Consider the following 17,922-nt stretch of genomic DNA (forward strand, 5'->3'; position numbering starts at 1 on the left):
ACCACGCCCCGGTACGCCCCCGGACGCTCAGCGATGGTGGGTAACGCTCGGACTCAGCTCACCTTGACCACCGCCGTCCGATTGGCGCGCCCAGCAAGCTCCGCAAGGACAGGTCCAATCACCACTAGATCATTTCTTAGATGTCGCGGCCGTCGAGTTCAAGGAGAATTCGTCCTTCTATAAAGGTGGGGGGAGGACCGACCACAAACGGGCCAGGTATCGGTCCACTTGGGCCCTGAGGGACGTGGCCGGAACCACCCGGCGCAGCAGGCCCGCACCCGCAGTGGCCGTTCATGAAGGTCGGCGTCCCCTCCGCGCAATCGACATTGCCGCAGTTCCCGCGTACCGAATTGCTCGGCCCGCCTAGTGCCGGTCCGCCGCAAGCGCATTCGCTGTGTCCAGTCGCAGCATTCATCGTCACCATACCGCCGCAGTCGACGGCCCAACAGCGCTTATCGACCAGGTTTAGACCCGTGTCGAGTAGCTTTAAGCAGCGGGTCCATCGAGGATCTGACGGGTCATCGAGCGGTGAGGGGTCGATCACCCCCGGTTTGTGGCCGTAGCCCTTCCATTTGGGATCACGGGGATCTTCGGTCGCGGCGAAACATCGCATTGTCTCCTTCATGGCTCGGGCCATGCCCGTACAGTCATCGCCGCCACAATCAGGCGTGTCAGGTGGGCACCGGTGGGCACCGCCCTTCTTCTTCATTGCTTCGTCGGCTTTTGCTTCTCGCTTCTTCTGCTCGTCGATCAGCTTATCTAGTTGCCTTATCGCTGCTTCCAGGCCCGGCCGAGCGGCCAGAGCACCTGCGACCACCGCAGCTTCTTGCGGGCTCTTCACGCCCTCCTTCTTGGATCGATCAATCGTCTTGTTTGCGGCGTCTAGGGCATCTTTCAATGCCCGACGGCTCTGCTCCAAGAGTTCTCGCTTTAACTGAGCGTCTCTCTTTTCTTCGGCTGGGTCGGGTTTCGGATCAGGCTTCGGCTTTTGCTCCTTTCCGGGATCTTTTGCGAGTTGACAGAACTTACCAAGCGGGACTCCAACGAACAGCGCCGACTCAATCCGCTTTTGCGCCTTCTCAAGTGGGCCTGCGCAAAGTCCCGTAGCTTCCGAGAGACACCTCGCCCGCCGACGATCCTCTGATTGCCCGATAGCCTGCTCCGCGATACATGCGACCGACGCGGCTTCCCGAGTTCGTTGGCCTGCCGCAGAACTCTCCCGACAACGATCCGAGCCGGATCCGCGTGGAGAAGCAGCATCACAGATTGTCTCCTTCAATGGGTCTCCACCGAGCAGACTACGTGCGCTTGCAAATGGGAGCCAAGTAAACATCGATGCCCTCGACGTGCTTGTGCCTAATGGGCCCCGCGATGGGGGCTCACTGCAGACTGCCCCGGAGCAGAGATATCCGTACACGGACGGACCGCGCTCTACCATCTCGGCGAAGGAACAGTCCAACCTTCCCAGATTCTCTCGTTTGATGATGGAGGAAAAGAAGGTGGTCAGCTCTACATAATTCTCATCTTTCACCAGGCCCTCGTTGGTACCTCTGTAACCCACGAGGTGTCCCGTGCGCCGATCGAAAAGCCACAGCCCGTGCCATAGCGCAGGAAGTCTCTGCGATTCGATACCTCGAACCAGAAGATCATAGTTCTGCATGAACCATTTGGCGAAAGGGCTTTCGAGCCCTTGGTACTTCTCTACGTCGTAGAAAAGGAGGAAGACATTACTGCAGGCCTGTGCAACTGGTGGCATAAGTCTCTCAAGGCCATTCTGTCTGAGGAAAGCCTCAAGTTCAGAATATGCTCGGGTTGCGCCTGCAGCGAACCATGCGGACTGACGGGAGCTAAGGCAGGCACTCTGGCGTGCCAGTGCCGTTAATGCCCGGACTGCCTCGACCTTTCCGTCTTGCTCTTCGAATAGACAGTCGAAGTACCGCAGTACGAGACGGTCGCCGATGATGTCTCCCGAGCACGACGTGTCATGCTGAAGGCCCTCGACGGACGTGTGCATCGAAGACAAAAGCTTCCTGCGCAAGAGGACGCACCATTGCAAGAGGGCCGTTCGTACAAGAACTTTGTCCGAGTTTATATTCGGGTCGGCGACTGCTGCCGCATATGTCTGCTGAAGAGCTCGATTAGTCGATAAGTCTAATTGAAGAAGCTCCTCGTCTAGTTCTCCTATTCCCGGGTGCGACGACCGGATTCGTTCAGGAATACTTGCTAGATCCAAGCTGTCCCGTGTCTGAAGACTTCTCAGTTGATGTTCGGCCGCAAGGCTTGAAAGATCATTGATGAGGGTGCGGAAGTTGTCATCGATGAACTCGGGCGAGATGCTTGCCTCATCGAGTCGCGGCCCCGTCGATCGTGAGTCCTCACGCCTTGAAGCTGATGACTCGACCTGCCCAACCACTGTCTTTCTGATTGTCTCTTGGATCTGTCGAGAAAGAATCGGGCCGCCTGGCTCATCGACGAACCCTAGGGCCACCGCCGGGGAAAGACCGTCGCTCAATCGGCATAATAGGGCGGTCGTGTCCCGATCAGCTTGGGCTGCGGCATCGTACAGGCGAACGAGAGCGGAGCCGGGAGAAGTAGAGCCTGGTATCGGTTGATGTCCAGTATTGACCCAAGGGCTCTGTAGCGTCGGAGTGCGTCGACGACTGAAGATACTCCAAGCCAGGCGAAACGAGCCCTCTGCCCTACGAACAGTGCTATGAGCAACTGGAATAGTGAAGGCGATCATTGATCCTAAGTAGGGGACCAACGAATCTTGCCCAGCGAGAAGGCTGTCGAGGTGGTCTGTGGACAGGGCCGCTCCAGCGATTGCCGCAAGCATCAGGAGGCAATTCCGAAAAATTGTTCCGCCTCCCAACGCCTTGCTGGTGGACCCGAAACAACCGCATGACAGCTGAACGCCTCGCGCGAGGAGCAGCGTAACGCCAGCGGTCAACATTAGAAGGAGTATTGCCGCCGAGACTGCGAATGCCTGGTGGAGGTATCCTACGGCGACCATGGTCCCTAGAAGTATCTCAGCCCATGCTAGGACCTTAACTGCGATCCTGGCTCTCTTACCTTCAGACAAGCCGGGCAGTCGGCGAAATACGGCGATGGACTGGCTCGGTGAGTACACCTTCCCTACACCCGCGATTGCCAGGAAGGTTCCAGTGGCGATCCGTAATGTCGTACCGACGGATTCGGCCGTAGTGGCGCCCATCAACATTAGGAAGGGAAACAAGATCGTGAGGCTTGCGGCCACCAGGAGTCGCTCGGAGTGTGGCATCCAAGATTGCTTCGCCCCGCGATGCCAACGTGATCTGGATGGGGGGTAGAAGTCCAGGGGTGGATTACTCGCGACATCCGGCATGGTTCCCCCTTCTTTGCGTCTAGGGAGAGCACACCCTCGGGTCGTTTATTCTGTCAATCGGGATCGTCCGCTTACTCCCGATTTTGCCGCTTTGCCTTTTGATACATTACGGCTCTCGCCGAAAGCGCCTTGTACGCGTGGAGTCACCGATCCGTGGCTAGGGCGTAGGGCGGAGTGCCCAGTCTCCGGACTGCACTAGAGCCTCCCTGAGCGTCCCCTGCTGCCGTAGAGGAGAACAGCTACCACGGAACGTGTCCTTCGGTCCTTTCGGCTGAAGCCGACCACCTGCCGGTCAGTTCGTTGCCGGTCCTGGACAGGAGGAGCTGGACCGCACCGTGGTAGGTCCTGCGGCTTGGCGTCTTCCCCTGCCGGGTACCTGTCAACGCCGGGGAAGCGGTCAGAAAACCAGGTGTAGTCCGAGGCGGTCGCGCTCATATCCGGATCTTCGCAGGCGTCACCGACACCGCTGGCGGGCCTCCATCTGGGGCAGGTGCAGATTGGCCGCCGAGGCGCTGGAGCGCTGTCTCGGCTGATTGGCTCATTCGCCCAGCGGAGCACCCTGCCAGCGCCATTCCTTCAGTTGCGGACGTCCCGGCAGCTCGATCCGGCCGGTGGACCACCGCAGCGCCGCCCACGGGTCGACGGTGGCCAGTTCCTGCGCCGCTTCCGGGAACAGTCGAGCAAGTACCCGGGTGCACACGTCACGCGGGGGATCGATGGCAAGACCGAGGCCCTGGGCGATGTCGTCCCCGTGCAGCAACGTCTCTGCGCACCCCATCGCGGCGAAGCCCTCCGGATCGGCTTGGCCCGTGGGGTGGTAGGCCCGAACGTCCGGTCCGGACGTGCGTACCGTGGCTGCCAAAATGCGGCCCCCCGTCTCGGCGAACTCCAGTACCTGTTCCGGGGAAGCGTCCTTGTCGGCGTTCGCCATGAAGCGGACATACCGGTTCTCCGGCCGGGCCACGAGTTGAGCCGCGAACGACATCAGGCAATCACCGATGTGCTCGGCGGTGTGCCAGCAGTCCCACTCCAGACTGCCCGCTTGCGCGAACCAATCCAGGCCGGTCGCTGGCCGTAGGCTGGCAACAACGCTGGACAATGCTGCGTCGAGATCATCGGCGGTGACCGCCACGGGTTCCCTCCAGGTTCGCGAGGCCGCTGCACTGACGTTGATCGGTAGCGGCCAGCTTGCCTGGTGGGTGTGACGAGGTGAGTGACAACGGGTGTGGACGCCAGCGGACCTGGGCGGACACGGCGGTTGATCCGTGGGCGGCGAATAGGCCGTAAGCCCGCATTATGGGCGGGCCTACCGGCCGCCCGAGCGGTTAGGGTGCGACGGGCGAAGCTACGACGTGAAGGCCGAGCGATGCGAAAACTGGTCAGTGCTGCGGCGTTCGTGCTGTCCATGCTGCTCTTTCCGCTCGGGCTGGTAGTGCTGCTCGTTTCCGAGGCCGCGTACCGGGCGTGGGGTGTCCCGGTGATGCTGGCCGCGCTCGGCTTGGCCGTTGTGTGGTGGCTCCTCAGCGGCCGGCACGACCAGGCCCAGGGAAAGGTCCGGCCCGGCCGGCACCTGTTGCTGACCCTCGCCGGCTTCTTCGGTGTCCAGTTCGTCCTCGTCGGACTCGGCTGGATCGCCGCCGTCCCGGGTGCGGCACGGTCACTTGCCGTCGCGTGGGTCGCGGTCGGCGTGGCCCTCTTCACCGCCTTCTGGCGGGGGATCGTCTCCCACTACGGAGACGGGGCCTGAGACCGGGCCAGAATCGCCGCCGCAGCATGGTCTGACATCTACGACCGAAATCAAATGCGCAGATCAGGGCAATGCCCCGGACTCAGAGCAACGGCACCCCACAACCGGGAGGGAGGTGGTTGCGGTGTCCAGGCGAACGAAGGCACCTCCTCGCGGCTGGCAGTTCTGGCGCCGAGCGTTCTGGACGCGGCCGGCGCTCCTCGTGCTTTACGGCTTGCTGGCGGGCGTGCTCGGATCGTTGGCGCTGGTCGACGTCCCAGACGGCATCCGCGACGCGGTCGCGATGCGGCGCGCCGTGGAGTGCCCCGTGGGGACCATGCGGGTAGAGCCGGAGGTCGATCCGCCGAAGGGCTGTCTCGAGCGGATTCCGGTCACCTTGTCCGGCCCCTGGCACAGTCGTGGCCCCGGCAGTGACTGGCACCTGATGGTGGAGCAGGACGCTGAGTACGTGCTGTTTGCCGAGACCGACGTTCCCACCTCGGGCAGCCGCAGGCTCAGGGATGAGGCAGAGGCAGAGGCGTTGCTGTGGGAGGGCACCCCCGTGGCGATCGAACTGTCGGCCGGCGATCGGGTGGAAACCGAGGCCTGGGGCCACCGCGGCTGGTTGCAGACCCTGTTCCTGGGGATGTTTGCCGCCTCCGGTCTGCCCATGCTGATCGAGGCTGCGCGGCTCAAGCGCCGTACTGCAGACGGTTGGTGGTCAGTCCGCGGCGAAAAGGTGGGACTGATGGTGTTGAGTCCGCTGATGGGGATCGCGTGCCTGCTGGCGATCCCGTCGATGCTTGGGCTCGTGCCGCTGATGCTGGGTCTGCGCCTGCAATGGGTGGCCGTCGCCGCCCTTCTCGGTCTCGGTCTCGTCGTATTCGCCGTGGTCAAAGGAGGGGCAGTCCGTGCTCGTCCGGGCGTCGAGGGTTGATCCGCTACCCGGGCTGGGAGATCGACTCGCGGTTGATGTAGGCGAACTGGGCCGCGAAGGCCAGCAGAGCCAGCACCGTGCCGATGCCGATCGCGAACCCGGGCGACAGCCCCGCGAGCCCGGCCAGCAGCGTGACCGCGAGCCCCACCAGCAGCGCGTTCACCGCGCCCACCATCGCCGCGGTGGTCAGCAACAGCTGCGCCCGCCGGGGCGCGTTACCGACCGCCGCCCAGGTCGCCCGCATGATGCCCTCGTCCTGCACCGCGTCGGCGAAGAAGTCGTGCTCGCCGGCCAGCCGGCGATGGTAGTACGCCCGGATGCGCTGGATCCGGGCGAGATCCAGCTCGTTCTCCACCATGTTCTGCACCAGCCGCAGGAATGTGAGCAGTCCGGTGATGACCAGCGTCGGCAGCACCGCCCCGAGGTACGGCCGGACGAGCGCGGCGTTGCTGGCGACGAAACCGAGCCCGATCAGCGCGGCAGAGAGCATGGACAGGAAGACGGTCGCCCGACCCACCGACTCGGTGACGGTCGCGCTGCGCGAGGTCTGAAGCACGAAATGTTCGGTGGTCAGGGCGGTGAGCAGCGCCTGCTCGCGTTCTCCGTCGTCCATGCACCTCACCGTCCGTGGGTCGACCAGGGGTCATCCGTGGCTCAACTCGGCAGCCGCCCGCTCGGTCACGCGGTGGGTTTTCTGGCGAGATTGGCGTTGCCACGTCGGACCTCAGCACTATGGTCGGTGAATGATCAATGGTGCTCATGTGATCATCTACAGCCGCGACGCAGAGGCCGACCGTGCCTTCTTTCGGGACACGCTCGGCTACCACCACGTCGACGCCGGCCATGGCTGGCTCATCTTCAAGCTCCCGCCGGCCGAGCTCGCCATGCACCCGACCGAGGGCGAGCCGGCCCACGAACTCTTCCTCATGTGCGACGACGTCGCGGCGACCATGGCCGACCTGACCGCGAAGGGCGTCGAGTTCACGATCCCGGTCACCGAGGAGCGGTGGGGGCTGCGCACCGCGCTGCGGCTGCCCGGCGGCGGCGAACTCGGTCTCTACGAACCGCGCCACCCGGTCGCAATCTGACGCGCCGGCTTGGCGGCTGGCCGAGGCCGACGGAGGGGCAGCCCAGAGGCCGTTCCCGCTACTCGGAGACGGCCTTTTTGGATCTTGAACCGCAGCTCAAACGAACTGCTCGGCCGGCAGGGGACGCGATGCCGCGAACCAGACACCCCGCAACTGCCGAAGCAGTAGCGTCGTAACCGAGACCCTGCCCCACCGGCGGCCTCCGCACATGCGACAGCCCGGCTGACGGTCCGCCCGGCAGCACGCATGCCAATAGACCGACCCCGGGAAGTCGCACGACGCCGCCGGGAAGACGCATGACGTCCTGACTCAGCCCAGGGAGGCCGCGATGAGCCCGAAAACCGACGCCAGCGGGACAACGAGCATCAGGAACGTCGACATGAAGCTCGAGGTCGTCGTCATCCCGGTCTCGGATGTCGACCGCGCGAAGGAGTTCTACGGGCGCCTCGGGTGGCGGCTCGACAAGACACCGCCTGGCATCGTCCAGTTCACGCCGCCGGGCTCCGACTGCTCGATGCAATTCGGCTCGAACCTCACGTCGGCCGCACCCGGTTCGGCCAAGTCGTACCTTATCGTCTCCGACGTCGAGGCGGCGCGGAACGCGCTGGTCGCCGCTGGTGTCGAGGCGAGCGAGGTCTTCCACCTCGGCCCGGAGGGGCCGGTGAACGGTCCGGATCCGGAGCGTCGCAGCTACTTCTCGCGCACCTCGTTCAGCGATCCCGACGGCAACAACTGGCAGGTTCAGGAGATCACGACCCGGCTGCCCGGGCGCATCCAGGCTGCCGCGACGTCGTTCACCTCCGTCAGCGACCTGGCGAACGCGATGCGGCGCGCGGCGGCCGCCCACGGCGAGCACGAGAAGCGCACCGGCCAGGAGGACCCGAACTGGCCCGACTGGTACGCGGAGTACATGGTGAGCGAGCAGTCGGGCGCGGAACCGCCCAAGTAGGCGGAGCCGCCCAGGTAAGCGCGAACCGCCCCAGGTGAGCAGCAGCAACGCTCACGGGCCGAAGGTGAACACGAACGCGCGCAGACCGGGTTGGCTGGTGCCGAGCGTCAGCAGGTGATCGTCCCGCGACGCCCCGGCGACGAGTCGGATCATCCCCGCCCGGTCGACGCGCGCCACCGCGTCCGGGTCGACGTCGTCGCCGCGCTCGTCGCCGATCGGGTTCCCGTCGAGCAACACGTCGATCGCCGCCTGTCCGGACGGACCGGGGTCCACGACGAGGTTCACCTCGCCGGCGTTGAAGGGCAGGGCGATTTCCCCGGTGCCGCTGGTGAGTTCGACGTACTCGCCGCTGGTCTCCCAGTCACCGGTCAGGGTGAAGGTGCCCGGCTCGGCGCGGTGCGCGCCGACGTACGTCTCGGGCGTGACGCCGAGGTAGGAGGGCTCGCCGGTCGTCGCGAACGCCATCGCCTCGGGGCTGACCGGCGGCAGCTTGGTGCCGGGCGCCCTGACCTCGATCAGCCGCCGGATCTCCGACTCCGCGCGCTCGTAGCTGCCCTCGCCGACCCATTGGTCGACCAGCAGTCCGTCCACGTCGAAGAGGTACTTCGCCGGCCAGGCGTTGTTGCCGAGGGCCCGCCAGATCTTGAAGTCGTTGTCGATCGCGATCGGATAGGTGAGCCCGTGGTCGCGGATCCCCTGGTCGATGTTCTCGGCGTGCTTGCCGAACTCGAACTCCGGCGCGTGTACGCCGATGACGACCAGGCCCAGGTCGGCGTAGTCGCGGTGCCACGCCTTGACGTAGGGCGACGTACGGATCCAGTTGATGCAGGTGTACTCCCAGATGTCAAGCAGGACCACCCGACCGTGCAGGGCGTCGGGAGCCAGCGGCGGCGAGTTCACCCACCGCTCGGCCATCAGGTGAGGGATTCGCATGGTGAGATCTCCTCAACCGGAGTCGTCAGCTGGTGAAATCGCCCCTGACGTCCCGGGCGTCCTCCTGGACGTGTTCCCCGGCTTCCCTGCCCCGGATCTTGTCGCGCTTGGCCACCCGTTCCGCCTGCGACCGCTCGTCCTGGTTCATGTCGCCCAGCTGGGCCCTGGCAGGGCCGGCCACCTGCTCGACGCTGTCCTTCGCCCGTTCGGTGGAACTCATGCCGCCCCCCTTGTCGGTTCGTGCACCAGTCGCGCTGTCCGCGCCTCCCGCCCCGCGTCCCCGCCCGCCGTGGCGGGAAACCCCCGGCGACCGCCGAGAAGGCTGCCGACGACCTGGCACAGCCAGGAAAGGCGGCGGGCCGGCCCCCACGATGGGGAGCCGGCCCGCCACGGGAACCGGGGAGGTCACGGCTTCCAGGAGCCGGCGGCCTCGAACTTGTGCTGGTACTCGACGACGCCGTTCTTGTCCTTGACGTCGAAGACCACCGCGCCGGAGCGCTTGCTACCGGCGCGGATGCCGCTGCCGGAGTCGAGCATGTCGCCGCCGCAGCCGGAGAGCGCGCCGGCCAGCCCGTTGACGGTGGTGCCGTCCTCGGCCACCCACTGGAAGTAGAACGGGTTGATCGACGCCTTGCCCTTGGTGACCGTCGCGGTCACGTCGGCGATCAGGTAGAGGCCCTTGTCGGGGGCGGGGGCGTAGGAGCGGCAGCCCTTGGTCGAGGTGGAGAACTTCCGGATGGTGATCTCGATGGTGCCCTCGTCGTCCTCGATCACCAGGGTGTCGCCGGGCTCCATGTTGAAGGTCTCGCCGTCGGCGGCCGAGGCGGACGCGGAGGGCTTCGTGCCGGGGAGGGCCGGCGCGGCGGTGGTGCGCGGGGTGGGCAGCGAGCGCTCGATCTCCTCCGCCTTGTCGGCGGCCTTCTTGCCGCCGGCGACCAGGGCGGCGATGCCTCCGCCGCAGCAGAGCAGGAGCAGCACGGCGACGATGATGCCGATGATGACCCACGGCTTCTTCTTCGCGCCGGACTGCACCGGCGGGCCGAGCGGCTGGCCGGGCGCCGGCGGGTAGCCGGGACCGGACACCGGCGGGTAGCCGCCGCCGGAGACCGGCGGGTACGGCGCGCCGGAGACCGGCGGCATCGACGCGTTCGGGTCGTACGGCGGGTACGGGCTGCCGGAGACCGGCGGCTGCGGGGCGCCCGACACCGGCGGGTACGGCGCGCCGGAGGTGGGGGGCTGCACGGCGGTCGGGTCCATCGGCGCGTACGGGGGCTGGGGGGCGGTCGGGTACTGCGGCGCGCCGGAAACCGGCGGCAGCGGCGCGGTCGGGTCCGCGGGGTACTGCTGATGCGGCACCGGCGCCGTGGGGAACGGGTCGACGGGCGGCTGGTTGGGGTCCTGCGGCCCGTAAGGGGGCTGGGGCTGGCTCACCGTACTCCTCGGCACTTCGGCTGCATCGGGAACTCTTCGACGCTAGTCGGTGCGGGCAACGCGGAATTGTCTCGGGTCCGACCCGCCGTTCGTCGATCCGGACCGGGCCGAACGGTCAATGCGTCAGCACGGCCGCGGTGCGCACGAGGTCGCCCTCGACGACGAATCGTCCGATGACGACCGACGGCGGGTCGGCCACGGTCGCCGCCGCCACCCGCACCGGGTCGATCCGCGCGGTGAACGTCCCGGCGTCCGGGTCCAGCTCGACCGTGGCGTCCTGGAAGTCCAGCCAGGAGCCGACCACCGGGTGCCAGACCTTGTAGACGGTCTCCTTCGCGCTGAACAGCACCAGCGGCCAGGACGTGCCGGCCGGTAGCCGGGCGCAGCGCTCCTCCTCCTCGGGGCGGCAGATCAGCCGGCGTACCCCCTCGCTGAGCTCGCGATGCCGCTCGGCGTCCATCCCGATGGACCGGACGTCGATCGCCCGGGCGACCGCGGCGGCGCAGTAGCCGCGGGTGTGGGTAATGGTGCCGACCAGCCCGGCCGGCCAGGCGGGGGAGCGGTCGGCCGCCGCCCGGACCGCCAGCTCGGGCAGCCCCAGCTCGGCCATCGCCCGCCGGGCGCAGACCCGGCCGGCGGTGTAGTCGCGCCGCCGGCTCTCCACCGCGCGCGCCCCGAGACCGCTCTGCTCGGCGGGGAGCAGCTCGCCCGCCCAGTCCGTCGGCCCGGCCACCACGACCGAGACGGTCGGCGGCAGCAGGTCACGCATCACCCACCCCCTTCAGGTACGACGACAATCTGGCCCGTTCGGCGTCGAGCCGGTCGGCCGGCACGGGCGGCGACTCGGGCCAGAGCGTCACCTCGGGCTCGCCGCCGCGCGCCTCCCAGGTGCCGACCACCCGACCCCGGTGCACCACCACCGGCGCGATCCAGCCGGCGGCCCGGCTCGAAACGTTCGCGGCGGCCATCGACGGTGAACGTACCGCAACCGCGTAACGCCGGAGCGTCCCGTAGCGCTGTAAGGGCGTCGCGGGGGGATCTTCCGGCGTCCGCGCGTCGTCGACGCGGCGGGCCGGTGCCAGGTACGACCATCCGAAAGGAAGTGACGATGACCGGTGCCCCGGCACCCTCGGGTCCCCACCCCGACGAGCACGTTCCGGTGACACCGGCGTGGACCTGTGACTCCTGTGGCGAGGAGTGGCCGTGTCCGACCAAACGCGCCCGGCTGCTCAGCGAGTATCAGGTGGACCGCGCTTCGCTCAGCGTCTACCTGGGCTCCTGTCTGGCGGCCGCCAGCGCCGACCTGCACGCCGCGCCGATGACGTCCCTTCAGGACCGGTTCATCGGCTGGGTCCCCCGGGGGCCGCTCACGACCTGAGCGGCGGTGGCCGCCCCGGTCGGGCGGCCACCGCCTCCGGTCAGGGCCGGCGGGGACGGCGGGTCAGCGCGAAGCCGACCACGCCGGCCACCGCGGCCAGGACCCCGCCGACCGTGCTCCAGATCCACCGGGAGCCGAGGTCGGGCAGCCGGTCGCCGAACCCGCCGTCCGCCTGTTCGGCCGGGGCCGCCGTCGGCTCCGCGGTCAGCACGGTGCCCGCCTTGGTGTTCGGCACCAGCGGCGCCTTCAGCTCGCCGTCGTCGCGCGAGCCGTCGCCGTCCGCGCTGACCAGCAGGTCGACGTCGACCGGGAGCCCGAGGTCGGCCTCGGGCAGCTCGGTCACCGACAGCCGGACGTAGTAGGTGCCGGGCAGCGGATCCGCCGACCAGGGCTCGGCCCAGGAGCGCACCTCGCGGAGGGTGCAGCCGAGCGACACGCTGCCGGCCGCCGCGTCGACCGTCGGGGTCTGCGCCCCGGCGGTGCAGGACTGCCGGCGGCGCAGCCCGTCGAAGACCTCGACCGTCCAGGTGGAGGCCCCGGTGCGGGCCTTCGGCAGCGACACCGTCGCGGTGATCTCGTGCCGCTGCCCGGCCGAGGCTGGGAACGACCAGTAGAGGTGGTCGCCGGTGGACGCGCCCACCCGTACCGGCTGGCCGGCGGCGATGCCGGTGGCGGTGAGGAAGGACGTGCCGGCCCGGGTGACCGGGGTGGCGCCGGGCGAGGGGGTGGGGGCGGCCGCGGCGGCGGGAACGGCCGGCAGGGCCAGCCCGGCGGCGAGCGCCGCCCCTGCCAGCATCATCGGGGTACGCATCTCAGTTCTCCCTCCAGGTGGCGACCCACCAGCGGGTGAGCAGCCCGGCGACCAGGCCGGTGAGCAGGCCGGCCAGGGTGAGCAGGGCGAGCAGCACCCAGCCCCGGCCCAGGTCGGGCGCGGCCGGGGCGGGGGACGAGGCGACCACGTCGACGGTCAGCTCGACCGGCATCCCCGGCGTGGCCCGGGTGCCCGGCCTGGGCGCGAAGGAGTTGCTCACCACCAGGCACACCGTCGTGGCGGGGACGGGCGTGGCACCGGGCGTCGGCGTGGCGCCCTCCTCCGTCGCCGACCAGCGCAGGCCCGCCGAGACCAGGTCGGTACGCCCACTGCCGGCGTCCACCCCGCGTACCAGTTCCCGGCCGTCGGCGGCGGTGGCCCGCAGCAGCACCCCGTGGTCCGGGTTCACCGGTCGGTCCAGCGCCACGCTGACCGAGGCGCGCAGCTCCTGCCCCGGCCGCACCGGCACCCGGTACCAGCGGTGCTCGGAGAACGCCTCCCGGTCGCTGTAGACGCCTGGGGCGAGCAGCGGCGCGTTCGCGCACTCCGCCGTGCCGCCGACCACGGTGGGCGCGGCGGTGTACGTCTCGTTCGCCCGGTCCACCAACTGCTTGATCCGGCCGGTCAGCTCGTCGGCGCTCTGCGCCGCCGTGTACGTGCCACCGGTCGCGCCGGCGATGCAGAGCAACTGCCGGCGTACCTTCTCGTCCGGGGCCAGGCCGAGGGTGTCGACCACCAGCTTCGTGCCCTGGGCGGCCAGCTCACGGGCCACCTCGCAGGGGTCCGGCGGGGCGCAGGTGTCCTCGCCGTCGGTGATCAGCACGATCCGCCGGGCGGTGGCGCCGGTGCCCAGGTCCTGGGCGGCGGAGCGCAGGGCCAGCCCGACCGGGGTGAAGCCGGTCGGGCGGAGGGTGGCCACCGCCGCCTTCGCCTGCACCCGATCGACCGGACCGACCGGCACGATCTGCTGGGTGTCCAGGCAGCCCTGCTTCTTGTCCTTGCCCCGGTAGGTCGCGCCGAGCACCCGGATGCCGAGCTGGGTCTCCTCGGGCAGCGCGTCGACCACCTCGTTGAACGCCTGCTGGGCGACGGAGATCCGGCTGCGGCCGTCGATGTCCCGGGCCCGCATCGAGCCGCTGACGTCGAGCACCAGCTCGACCTTCGGTGGCTCGGCGGGCGTCTCCTCGTCCGCCAGGGCCGGCGCCGGACCGGTCAGCACGGTGGCCGCCAGCAGTCCGATCAGGACGGCCGTCGGTCGTCTCTTGTTGATCATCGGGCGGAGTGTAGTGCCGTCCACTCTGGATGATCATTTGGGGGCGGGTGGCGCCCCTCGGATCGCCTCCGGCCCCCGGGGCCGGCGCGCGACTTCGGTGGGGCGTCCCGTCACGTCCGGGTGGATCGGGTGAGGCGTCCGTGTGCTTCCCGTGCGCCGTCCGGTGTCGGATCCTCCACCGTCCGTCCGGCGGCGATCCTCGTGATCGGGCAGGAAACGGTACGGACCTACACGTGCTTTAAGGCAGACCGTCGACAGAGTGGTGACCATCCGTCAATTGCCGGAGGTAAACCTCTCGCCCGGCTTGGCATCGGTCGGGAATCTGACCCAAGTCGCCCCGTTGTGCCGGTGCCGAAGGGTGGTTAAGCTTTGTCTTGCGCGCCCCAATCGCCCGCTTCCCCCGTGGCAGGCGATCGGGGCGCGCTTCATTGTGTGCGCGCCACCCCGCGCCACCGGCGACTCCCGCCCAGCCCGCCGCGCGCCGCCCCCTGCGGGGTCAGATCCAGCGGCCGTCCAGCCACATCCGCGCCGACCAGTCGTCGTACGGCAGCAGGTTGCCCACGAAGATCGGGTAGAAGTACGCGAAGCAGAGCGCGACCAGCAGCACGTACGCGCCGACGATCACGCCGCCGATCAGCCGGCGGTCGTCGCCGCGCGCCAGGTCGGCGTCGGTCGCCGCGCCGCCCTCGGGACCGGTCGGGGTGACGATCGCGCCCAGCACGTAGACCACGGCGAGGACCAGGAACGGCAGCGCCGGGGCGGCGTAGAAGGAGAACATCGTCCGGCCGTCGAGGGCGAACCAGAACCAGGGCAGCAGGCCGGCGGCGAGGCTGAGCAGGATCGCCCCGGCCCGCCAGTCCCGCCGGGCCAGGCCCAGCCAGGCGGTCGCGGCCAGCGCCGGCAGGAACGACCACCAGAGCAGCGGCGTGCCCAGCAGCAGGATCTCCGAGGCGCAGCTCGGCGCCCCGCACGCCCCGTCACCCGACCAGTAGAAGGCCACCGGCCGGCCGAGCAGCAGCCACTGCCACGGCCACGACTGGTACTTGTGCGGGGTCTCCAGGCCGGTGTGGAACTCGAACGCCGCCCGGTGGTACTGGTACAGGTTGTTCAGCGCGCCGAGGATCGGGGTGTCGCTCAGCCCCGGGGTGTTGGGGTAGCGGGCGGCCAGCCGGTAGTAGCCGTCGTCGCTGAGCAGCCAGCCCGACCAGGTGGCCACGTACGTCACGACCAGCAGCAGCCCGGCGAGCACCAGCCAGGGCAGCTCGTCGAGGAGCGCGTCGCGCCACGGGCGGCGTACCCCGGCGGAGCGCCGGACGCCGACCTCCCACAGCAGCGCCAGCAGCGCGAACGCCGGCACGAAGTACAGCGCGCTCCACTTCACCGCGCAGGCGCAGCCGAGCAGCACCCCGGCGGCCAGCCGCCACCACGGCCAGGTCCGCCAGCCGCCGGCCGGTCGCCCGGCCCGCCCCGGCGCGGCCGGGTCGAGCCCGTCGTCCAACGCCCGGGCCCAGCGCCGCCGCCGGGCGTCCCGGTCCAGCACCAGGGCGCCGAACGCGGCCAGCACGAACAGCAGCAGGAAGATGTCGAGCAGTGCGGTGCGGGAGAGCACCAGGTGGAAGCCGTCCAGTGCGAGCAGCAGGCCGGCCGCGCAGCCCAGCGTGGTGGAGCGGAACATCCGGCGGGCGATCCGGGTCAGCATCAGCACCGACAGGATGCCGGCCAGTGCCGCCGAGAACCGCCAGCCGAACTCCGGGGCGGTGGTGAACAGGTGCCCCGGCACCGAGATGTTGTGCTCCTGGTCGGCGTAGCCGAAGGCCCACTCGCCGAACCCGATCAGCCACTTGCCCAGCGGCGGGTGCACCACGTACGACGGGCCGTTGTCCTTGTAGTTCCACTCGACGCCCTTGTCGATCAGGCCGTAGCCGTCCCGGGCGTAGTAGATCTCGTCGAAGATCTTGCCCTTGGGGCTGCTCAGGCCGAGCAGGCGCAGGATCGCGGCGATCACCACCACCGCGGTGGTGGCGATCCAGGAGTTCACGTCCAGCCGGGCTTCGACGGTGGCGAGCCGGCGACGCACGACGGCCGGGACGCCGCCACCATCGGTGGGCGGAATGCCCTGGTCGGGTCCGGTCGCGTTCGCGCTCTGCGCTGTCGACGCACTCGTCACCCGGCGATCGTAGGCTCTGGAGGTGCCCGGTGGCGCCCATCGTCTCCGACATCGGCACGCCGATCGATGAAGGAGCGCTTCTCGTGGGTGAAATGTCCGAGCCCGGGCGCCTGGTCCTGCTCGGCGCGCCGCTGGGCAACCCGGCCGACGCCTCCGCGCGGTTCCGCGAGGTGCTCGCCACCGCCGACGTGGTGGCCGCCGAGGACACCCGCCGGCTCACCCGGCTGGCCCGGGACCTCGACGTCACCGTGGGCGGCCGGATCGTCTCCTACTTCGAGGGCAACGAGGAGCGGCGTACCCCGGAACTGGTCGAGGTGCTGACCGCCGGATACCTGGTCGCGCTGGTCACCGACGGCGGCATGCCGAGCGTCTCGGACCCGGGCTACCGGCTGGTCCGGGGCGCGCTGGACGCCGGCGTGCCGGTCACCGCCGCCCCCGGCCCGAGCGCGGTGACCACCGCCCTGGCGCTCTCCGGCCTGCCCTGCGACCGGTTCTGCTTCGAGGGCTTCCTGCCCCGTTCGCCCGGCGGCCGACGGTCCCGGCTGCGCGCGCTGGCGGCCGAGGAACGGACCCTGGTCTTCTTCGAGGCCCCGCACCGGATCGCCGGCGCGCTGGCCGACCTGGCCGCCACCTTCGGCGCCGACCGCCCGGCCGCGCTCTGCCGCGAGTTGACCAAGACGTACGAGGAGATCGTCCGCCGGCCGCTCGGCGAGCTGGCGGACTGGGCGGCCGAGGGCGAGCCGCGCGGGGAGATCACCCTGGTGGTCGCCGGGGCTCCGGAGCGGCCGGCGGAACGCCCCGACGACGACGCGCTGCGCGCCGCGGTGGCCGAACGGGAGGCCGCCGGGCTGTCCCGGCGCGACGCGATCAGCGAGGTCGCCGCCGGGTACGGGCTGCGCCGCCGCGACGTCTACACCGTGGTGCACGCCTGACGCGCGTCGGCCTCACCAGGCGGCGATCAGCATGCCCAGGGTGATCAGCACCGGCCCGCCGTACGCGCCGGCCTTGGCCCAGCGGCGCTGCCGCGCGTCGGCCAGCCGGGTCGCCCCGGTCCCGCGGGCGATGCCGGCCCCGCAGCCGGCGACCACCAGCAGCCCGAGCAGCCAGCTCAGGTGCCGGCCGAAACCGGTGCCGGCGTACGCGGTGTCGTCGCCCGCCCCGGTCATCCGCGCCGGCAGCGCCGTACCGGTGGCCCGGCGCTCGCCCGGCACCCCGCTGACCCGGACCCCGTGGGCCAGGAACCGGCCCCGGTCGGCGAAGAAGACGCCCCGGCAGCGCTGGGTCAGCCCGTGCCCGGTGCAGTCCGTGATCACCACCGTGCCGGTGCTGGCGTGCCCGACCGCGAGCCAGAACGGCCCGGCGCTCACCCAGGCGAAGAAGGCGGCGACCAGGCTCAGCGTCACCAGCACCGCCAGCCCCCGCACCGGGTCCGGCGGGTGCGCGGCGCGCGACGGGCGGGGGCGGGCGGGCCCGGCGGGCGGGCGCTCGCCGCGCTTCGGCTCCTCGCGCAGCGGCGTGCCGTCCCAGTGCACCTCCTCGATCGGCGCCCAGAAGGTGGCGTCTCCCTCCGCCGTACCCGCGTCGCTGTCGGCGCGCGGGCCGCGCGCCGGCTGACGGACCGGGACCCGGCGCGGCACCGCGTCGACCGGCGCGCCGGTGGTCGGCTCGACCTCGACCGGCGTCTCGTCCGGTCCCGGCACCACCCGCGGCTGGGGCGCGACCGCGCCGCCCCGCGCTGGCGCGGCCGGCGGATCCGTCCTGGTGCCCGGGGACTTCTCGCCGCGCCCGGATGCCGCTCGTCTGCCAGTCACGGCGTTCATTGGACACCGCGTCGGCTGAGGGTCCGGGCAGCTCAGGCCGCGTGT

At 69.6% G+C, this 17,922-nt stretch carries 18 protein-coding genes and 1 pseudogene; 6 read left to right on the forward strand and 13 right to left on the reverse strand.

Features of this window, described 5'->3' with window-relative positions:
• Positions 1–136: 136 nt before the first annotated feature.
• From ACTWM8_RS03700 to ACTWM8_RS03710, 3 genes and pseudogenes are all read right to left on the reverse strand, one after another.
• On the reverse strand, positions 137–2,512 hold the full coding sequence (locus ACTWM8_RS03700; RefSeq protein WP_446214733.1) for a hypothetical protein: 2,376 nt from the start codon (positions 2,510–2,512) through the stop codon (positions 137–139).
• A gap of 360 nt (positions 2,513–2,872) precedes the next feature.
• Positions 2,873–3,364 (reverse strand): annotated as a pseudogene (locus ACTWM8_RS03705) (MauE/DoxX family redox-associated membrane protein); the annotation flags it as partial.
• A 538-nt stretch (positions 3,365–3,902) separates the two neighbouring features.
• Positions 3,903–4,496: a hypothetical protein gene (locus tag ACTWM8_RS03710; protein WP_446212557.1), complete on the reverse strand. Its 594-nt coding sequence runs from the start codon at positions 4,494–4,496 to the stop codon at positions 3,903–3,905.
• 234 nt (positions 4,497–4,730) lie between these two features.
• Here ACTWM8_RS03710 and ACTWM8_RS03715 point away from each other — a divergent pair, with 234 nt between their 5' ends.
• Complete coding sequence (locus ACTWM8_RS03715; protein WP_446212558.1) at positions 4,731–5,111, forward strand: hypothetical protein; 381 nt, start codon at positions 4,731–4,733, stop codon at positions 5,109–5,111.
• Between the two features lie 124 nt (positions 5,112–5,235).
• Positions 5,236–6,027 (forward strand): hypothetical protein, encoded by a 792-nt coding sequence (locus tag ACTWM8_RS03720; RefSeq protein WP_446212559.1) that lies wholly within the window; start codon positions 5,236–5,238, stop codon positions 6,025–6,027.
• 4 nt (positions 6,028–6,031) lie between these two features.
• On the opposite strand, the gene ACTWM8_RS03725 is transcribed toward ACTWM8_RS03720, so the two are convergent.
• Positions 6,032–6,640: a hypothetical protein gene (locus tag ACTWM8_RS03725; RefSeq protein ID WP_446212560.1), complete on the reverse strand. Its 609-nt coding sequence runs from the start codon at positions 6,638–6,640 to the stop codon at positions 6,032–6,034.
• A 130-nt stretch (positions 6,641–6,770) separates the two neighbouring features.
• Between ACTWM8_RS03725 and ACTWM8_RS03730 the strand changes: the two genes are divergently transcribed.
• Complete coding sequence (locus ACTWM8_RS03730; protein ID WP_446212561.1) at positions 6,771–7,115, forward strand: VOC family protein; 345 nt, start codon at positions 6,771–6,773, stop codon at positions 7,113–7,115.
• Positions 7,116–7,443: 328 nt separating this feature from the next.
• Positions 7,444–8,064, forward strand: a complete 621-nt coding sequence (locus tag ACTWM8_RS03735) for a VOC family protein (protein WP_446212562.1) — start codon at positions 7,444–7,446, stop codon at positions 8,062–8,064.
• A 51-nt stretch (positions 8,065–8,115) separates the two neighbouring features.
• Here ACTWM8_RS03735 and ACTWM8_RS03740 read toward each other — a convergent pair whose 3' ends face one another.
• From ACTWM8_RS03740 to ACTWM8_RS03760, 5 genes are all read right to left on the reverse strand, one after another.
• Positions 8,116–8,997, reverse strand: a complete 882-nt coding sequence (locus ACTWM8_RS03740) for a redoxin (protein WP_446212563.1) — start codon at positions 8,995–8,997, stop codon at positions 8,116–8,118.
• Positions 8,998–9,022: 25 nt separating this feature from the next.
• Entirely contained in the window at positions 9,023–9,217 is a 195-nt protein-coding gene (locus ACTWM8_RS03745; protein WP_446212564.1) for a general stress protein CsbD, read from the reverse strand.
• Between the two features lie 185 nt (positions 9,218–9,402).
• Positions 9,403–10,428, reverse strand: a complete 1,026-nt coding sequence (locus ACTWM8_RS03750) for a hypothetical protein (protein WP_446212565.1) — start codon at positions 10,426–10,428, stop codon at positions 9,403–9,405.
• 115 nt (positions 10,429–10,543) lie between these two features.
• Positions 10,544–11,197, reverse strand: coding sequence for a 4'-phosphopantetheinyl transferase family protein (locus ACTWM8_RS03755; protein ID WP_446212566.1), 654 nt, complete (start codon positions 11,195–11,197; stop codon positions 10,544–10,546).
• Positions 11,190–11,396, reverse strand: coding sequence for a hypothetical protein (locus ACTWM8_RS03760; RefSeq protein WP_446212567.1), 207 nt, complete (start codon positions 11,394–11,396; stop codon positions 11,190–11,192). Before ACTWM8_RS03760 ends, ACTWM8_RS03755 begins: the two co-directional genes overlap by 8 nt.
• A 275-nt stretch (positions 11,397–11,671) precedes the next feature.
• Between ACTWM8_RS03760 and ACTWM8_RS03765 the strand changes: the two genes are divergently transcribed.
• Positions 11,672–11,806, forward strand: a complete 135-nt coding sequence (locus tag ACTWM8_RS03765; protein WP_446212568.1) for a hypothetical protein — start codon at positions 11,672–11,674, stop codon at positions 11,804–11,806.
• A gap of 40 nt (positions 11,807–11,846) precedes the next feature.
• Here ACTWM8_RS03765 and ACTWM8_RS03770 read toward each other — a convergent pair whose 3' ends face one another.
• From ACTWM8_RS03770 to ACTWM8_RS03780, 3 genes are all read right to left on the reverse strand, one after another.
• Entirely contained in the window at positions 11,847–12,617 is a 771-nt protein-coding gene (locus ACTWM8_RS03770) for a peptidase (RefSeq protein ID WP_446212569.1), read from the reverse strand.
• A gap of 1 nt (position 12,618) precedes the next feature.
• On the reverse strand, positions 12,619–13,890 hold the full coding sequence (locus tag ACTWM8_RS03775; RefSeq protein WP_446212570.1) for a VWA domain-containing protein: 1,272 nt from the start codon (positions 13,888–13,890) through the stop codon (positions 12,619–12,621).
• A gap of 496 nt (positions 13,891–14,386) precedes the next feature.
• The gene (locus tag ACTWM8_RS03780) at positions 14,387–16,057 is read right to left on the reverse strand and encodes a dolichyl-phosphate-mannose--protein mannosyltransferase (protein ID WP_446212571.1); all 1,671 of its coding nucleotides are present in this window, start codon (positions 16,055–16,057) and stop codon (positions 14,387–14,389) included.
• Between the two features lie 92 nt (positions 16,058–16,149).
• Between ACTWM8_RS03780 and rsmI the strand changes: the two genes are divergently transcribed.
• On the forward strand, positions 16,150–16,989 hold the full coding sequence (gene rsmI, locus ACTWM8_RS03785; protein WP_446214455.1) for a 16S rRNA (cytidine(1402)-2'-O)-methyltransferase: 840 nt from the start codon (positions 16,150–16,152) through the stop codon (positions 16,987–16,989).
• A 12-nt stretch (positions 16,990–17,001) separates the two neighbouring features.
• On the opposite strand, the gene ACTWM8_RS03790 is transcribed toward rsmI, so the two are convergent.
• Positions 17,002–17,877 carry a hypothetical protein gene (locus ACTWM8_RS03790; protein WP_446212572.1) on the reverse strand — a complete coding sequence of 292 codons (876 nt, stop codon included), beginning with the start codon at positions 17,875–17,877 and terminating at the stop codon, positions 17,002–17,004.
• Positions 17,878–17,922 lie beyond the last annotated feature (45 nt).

This window comes from Micromonospora sp. IBSANI012 (assembly GCF_052814045.1).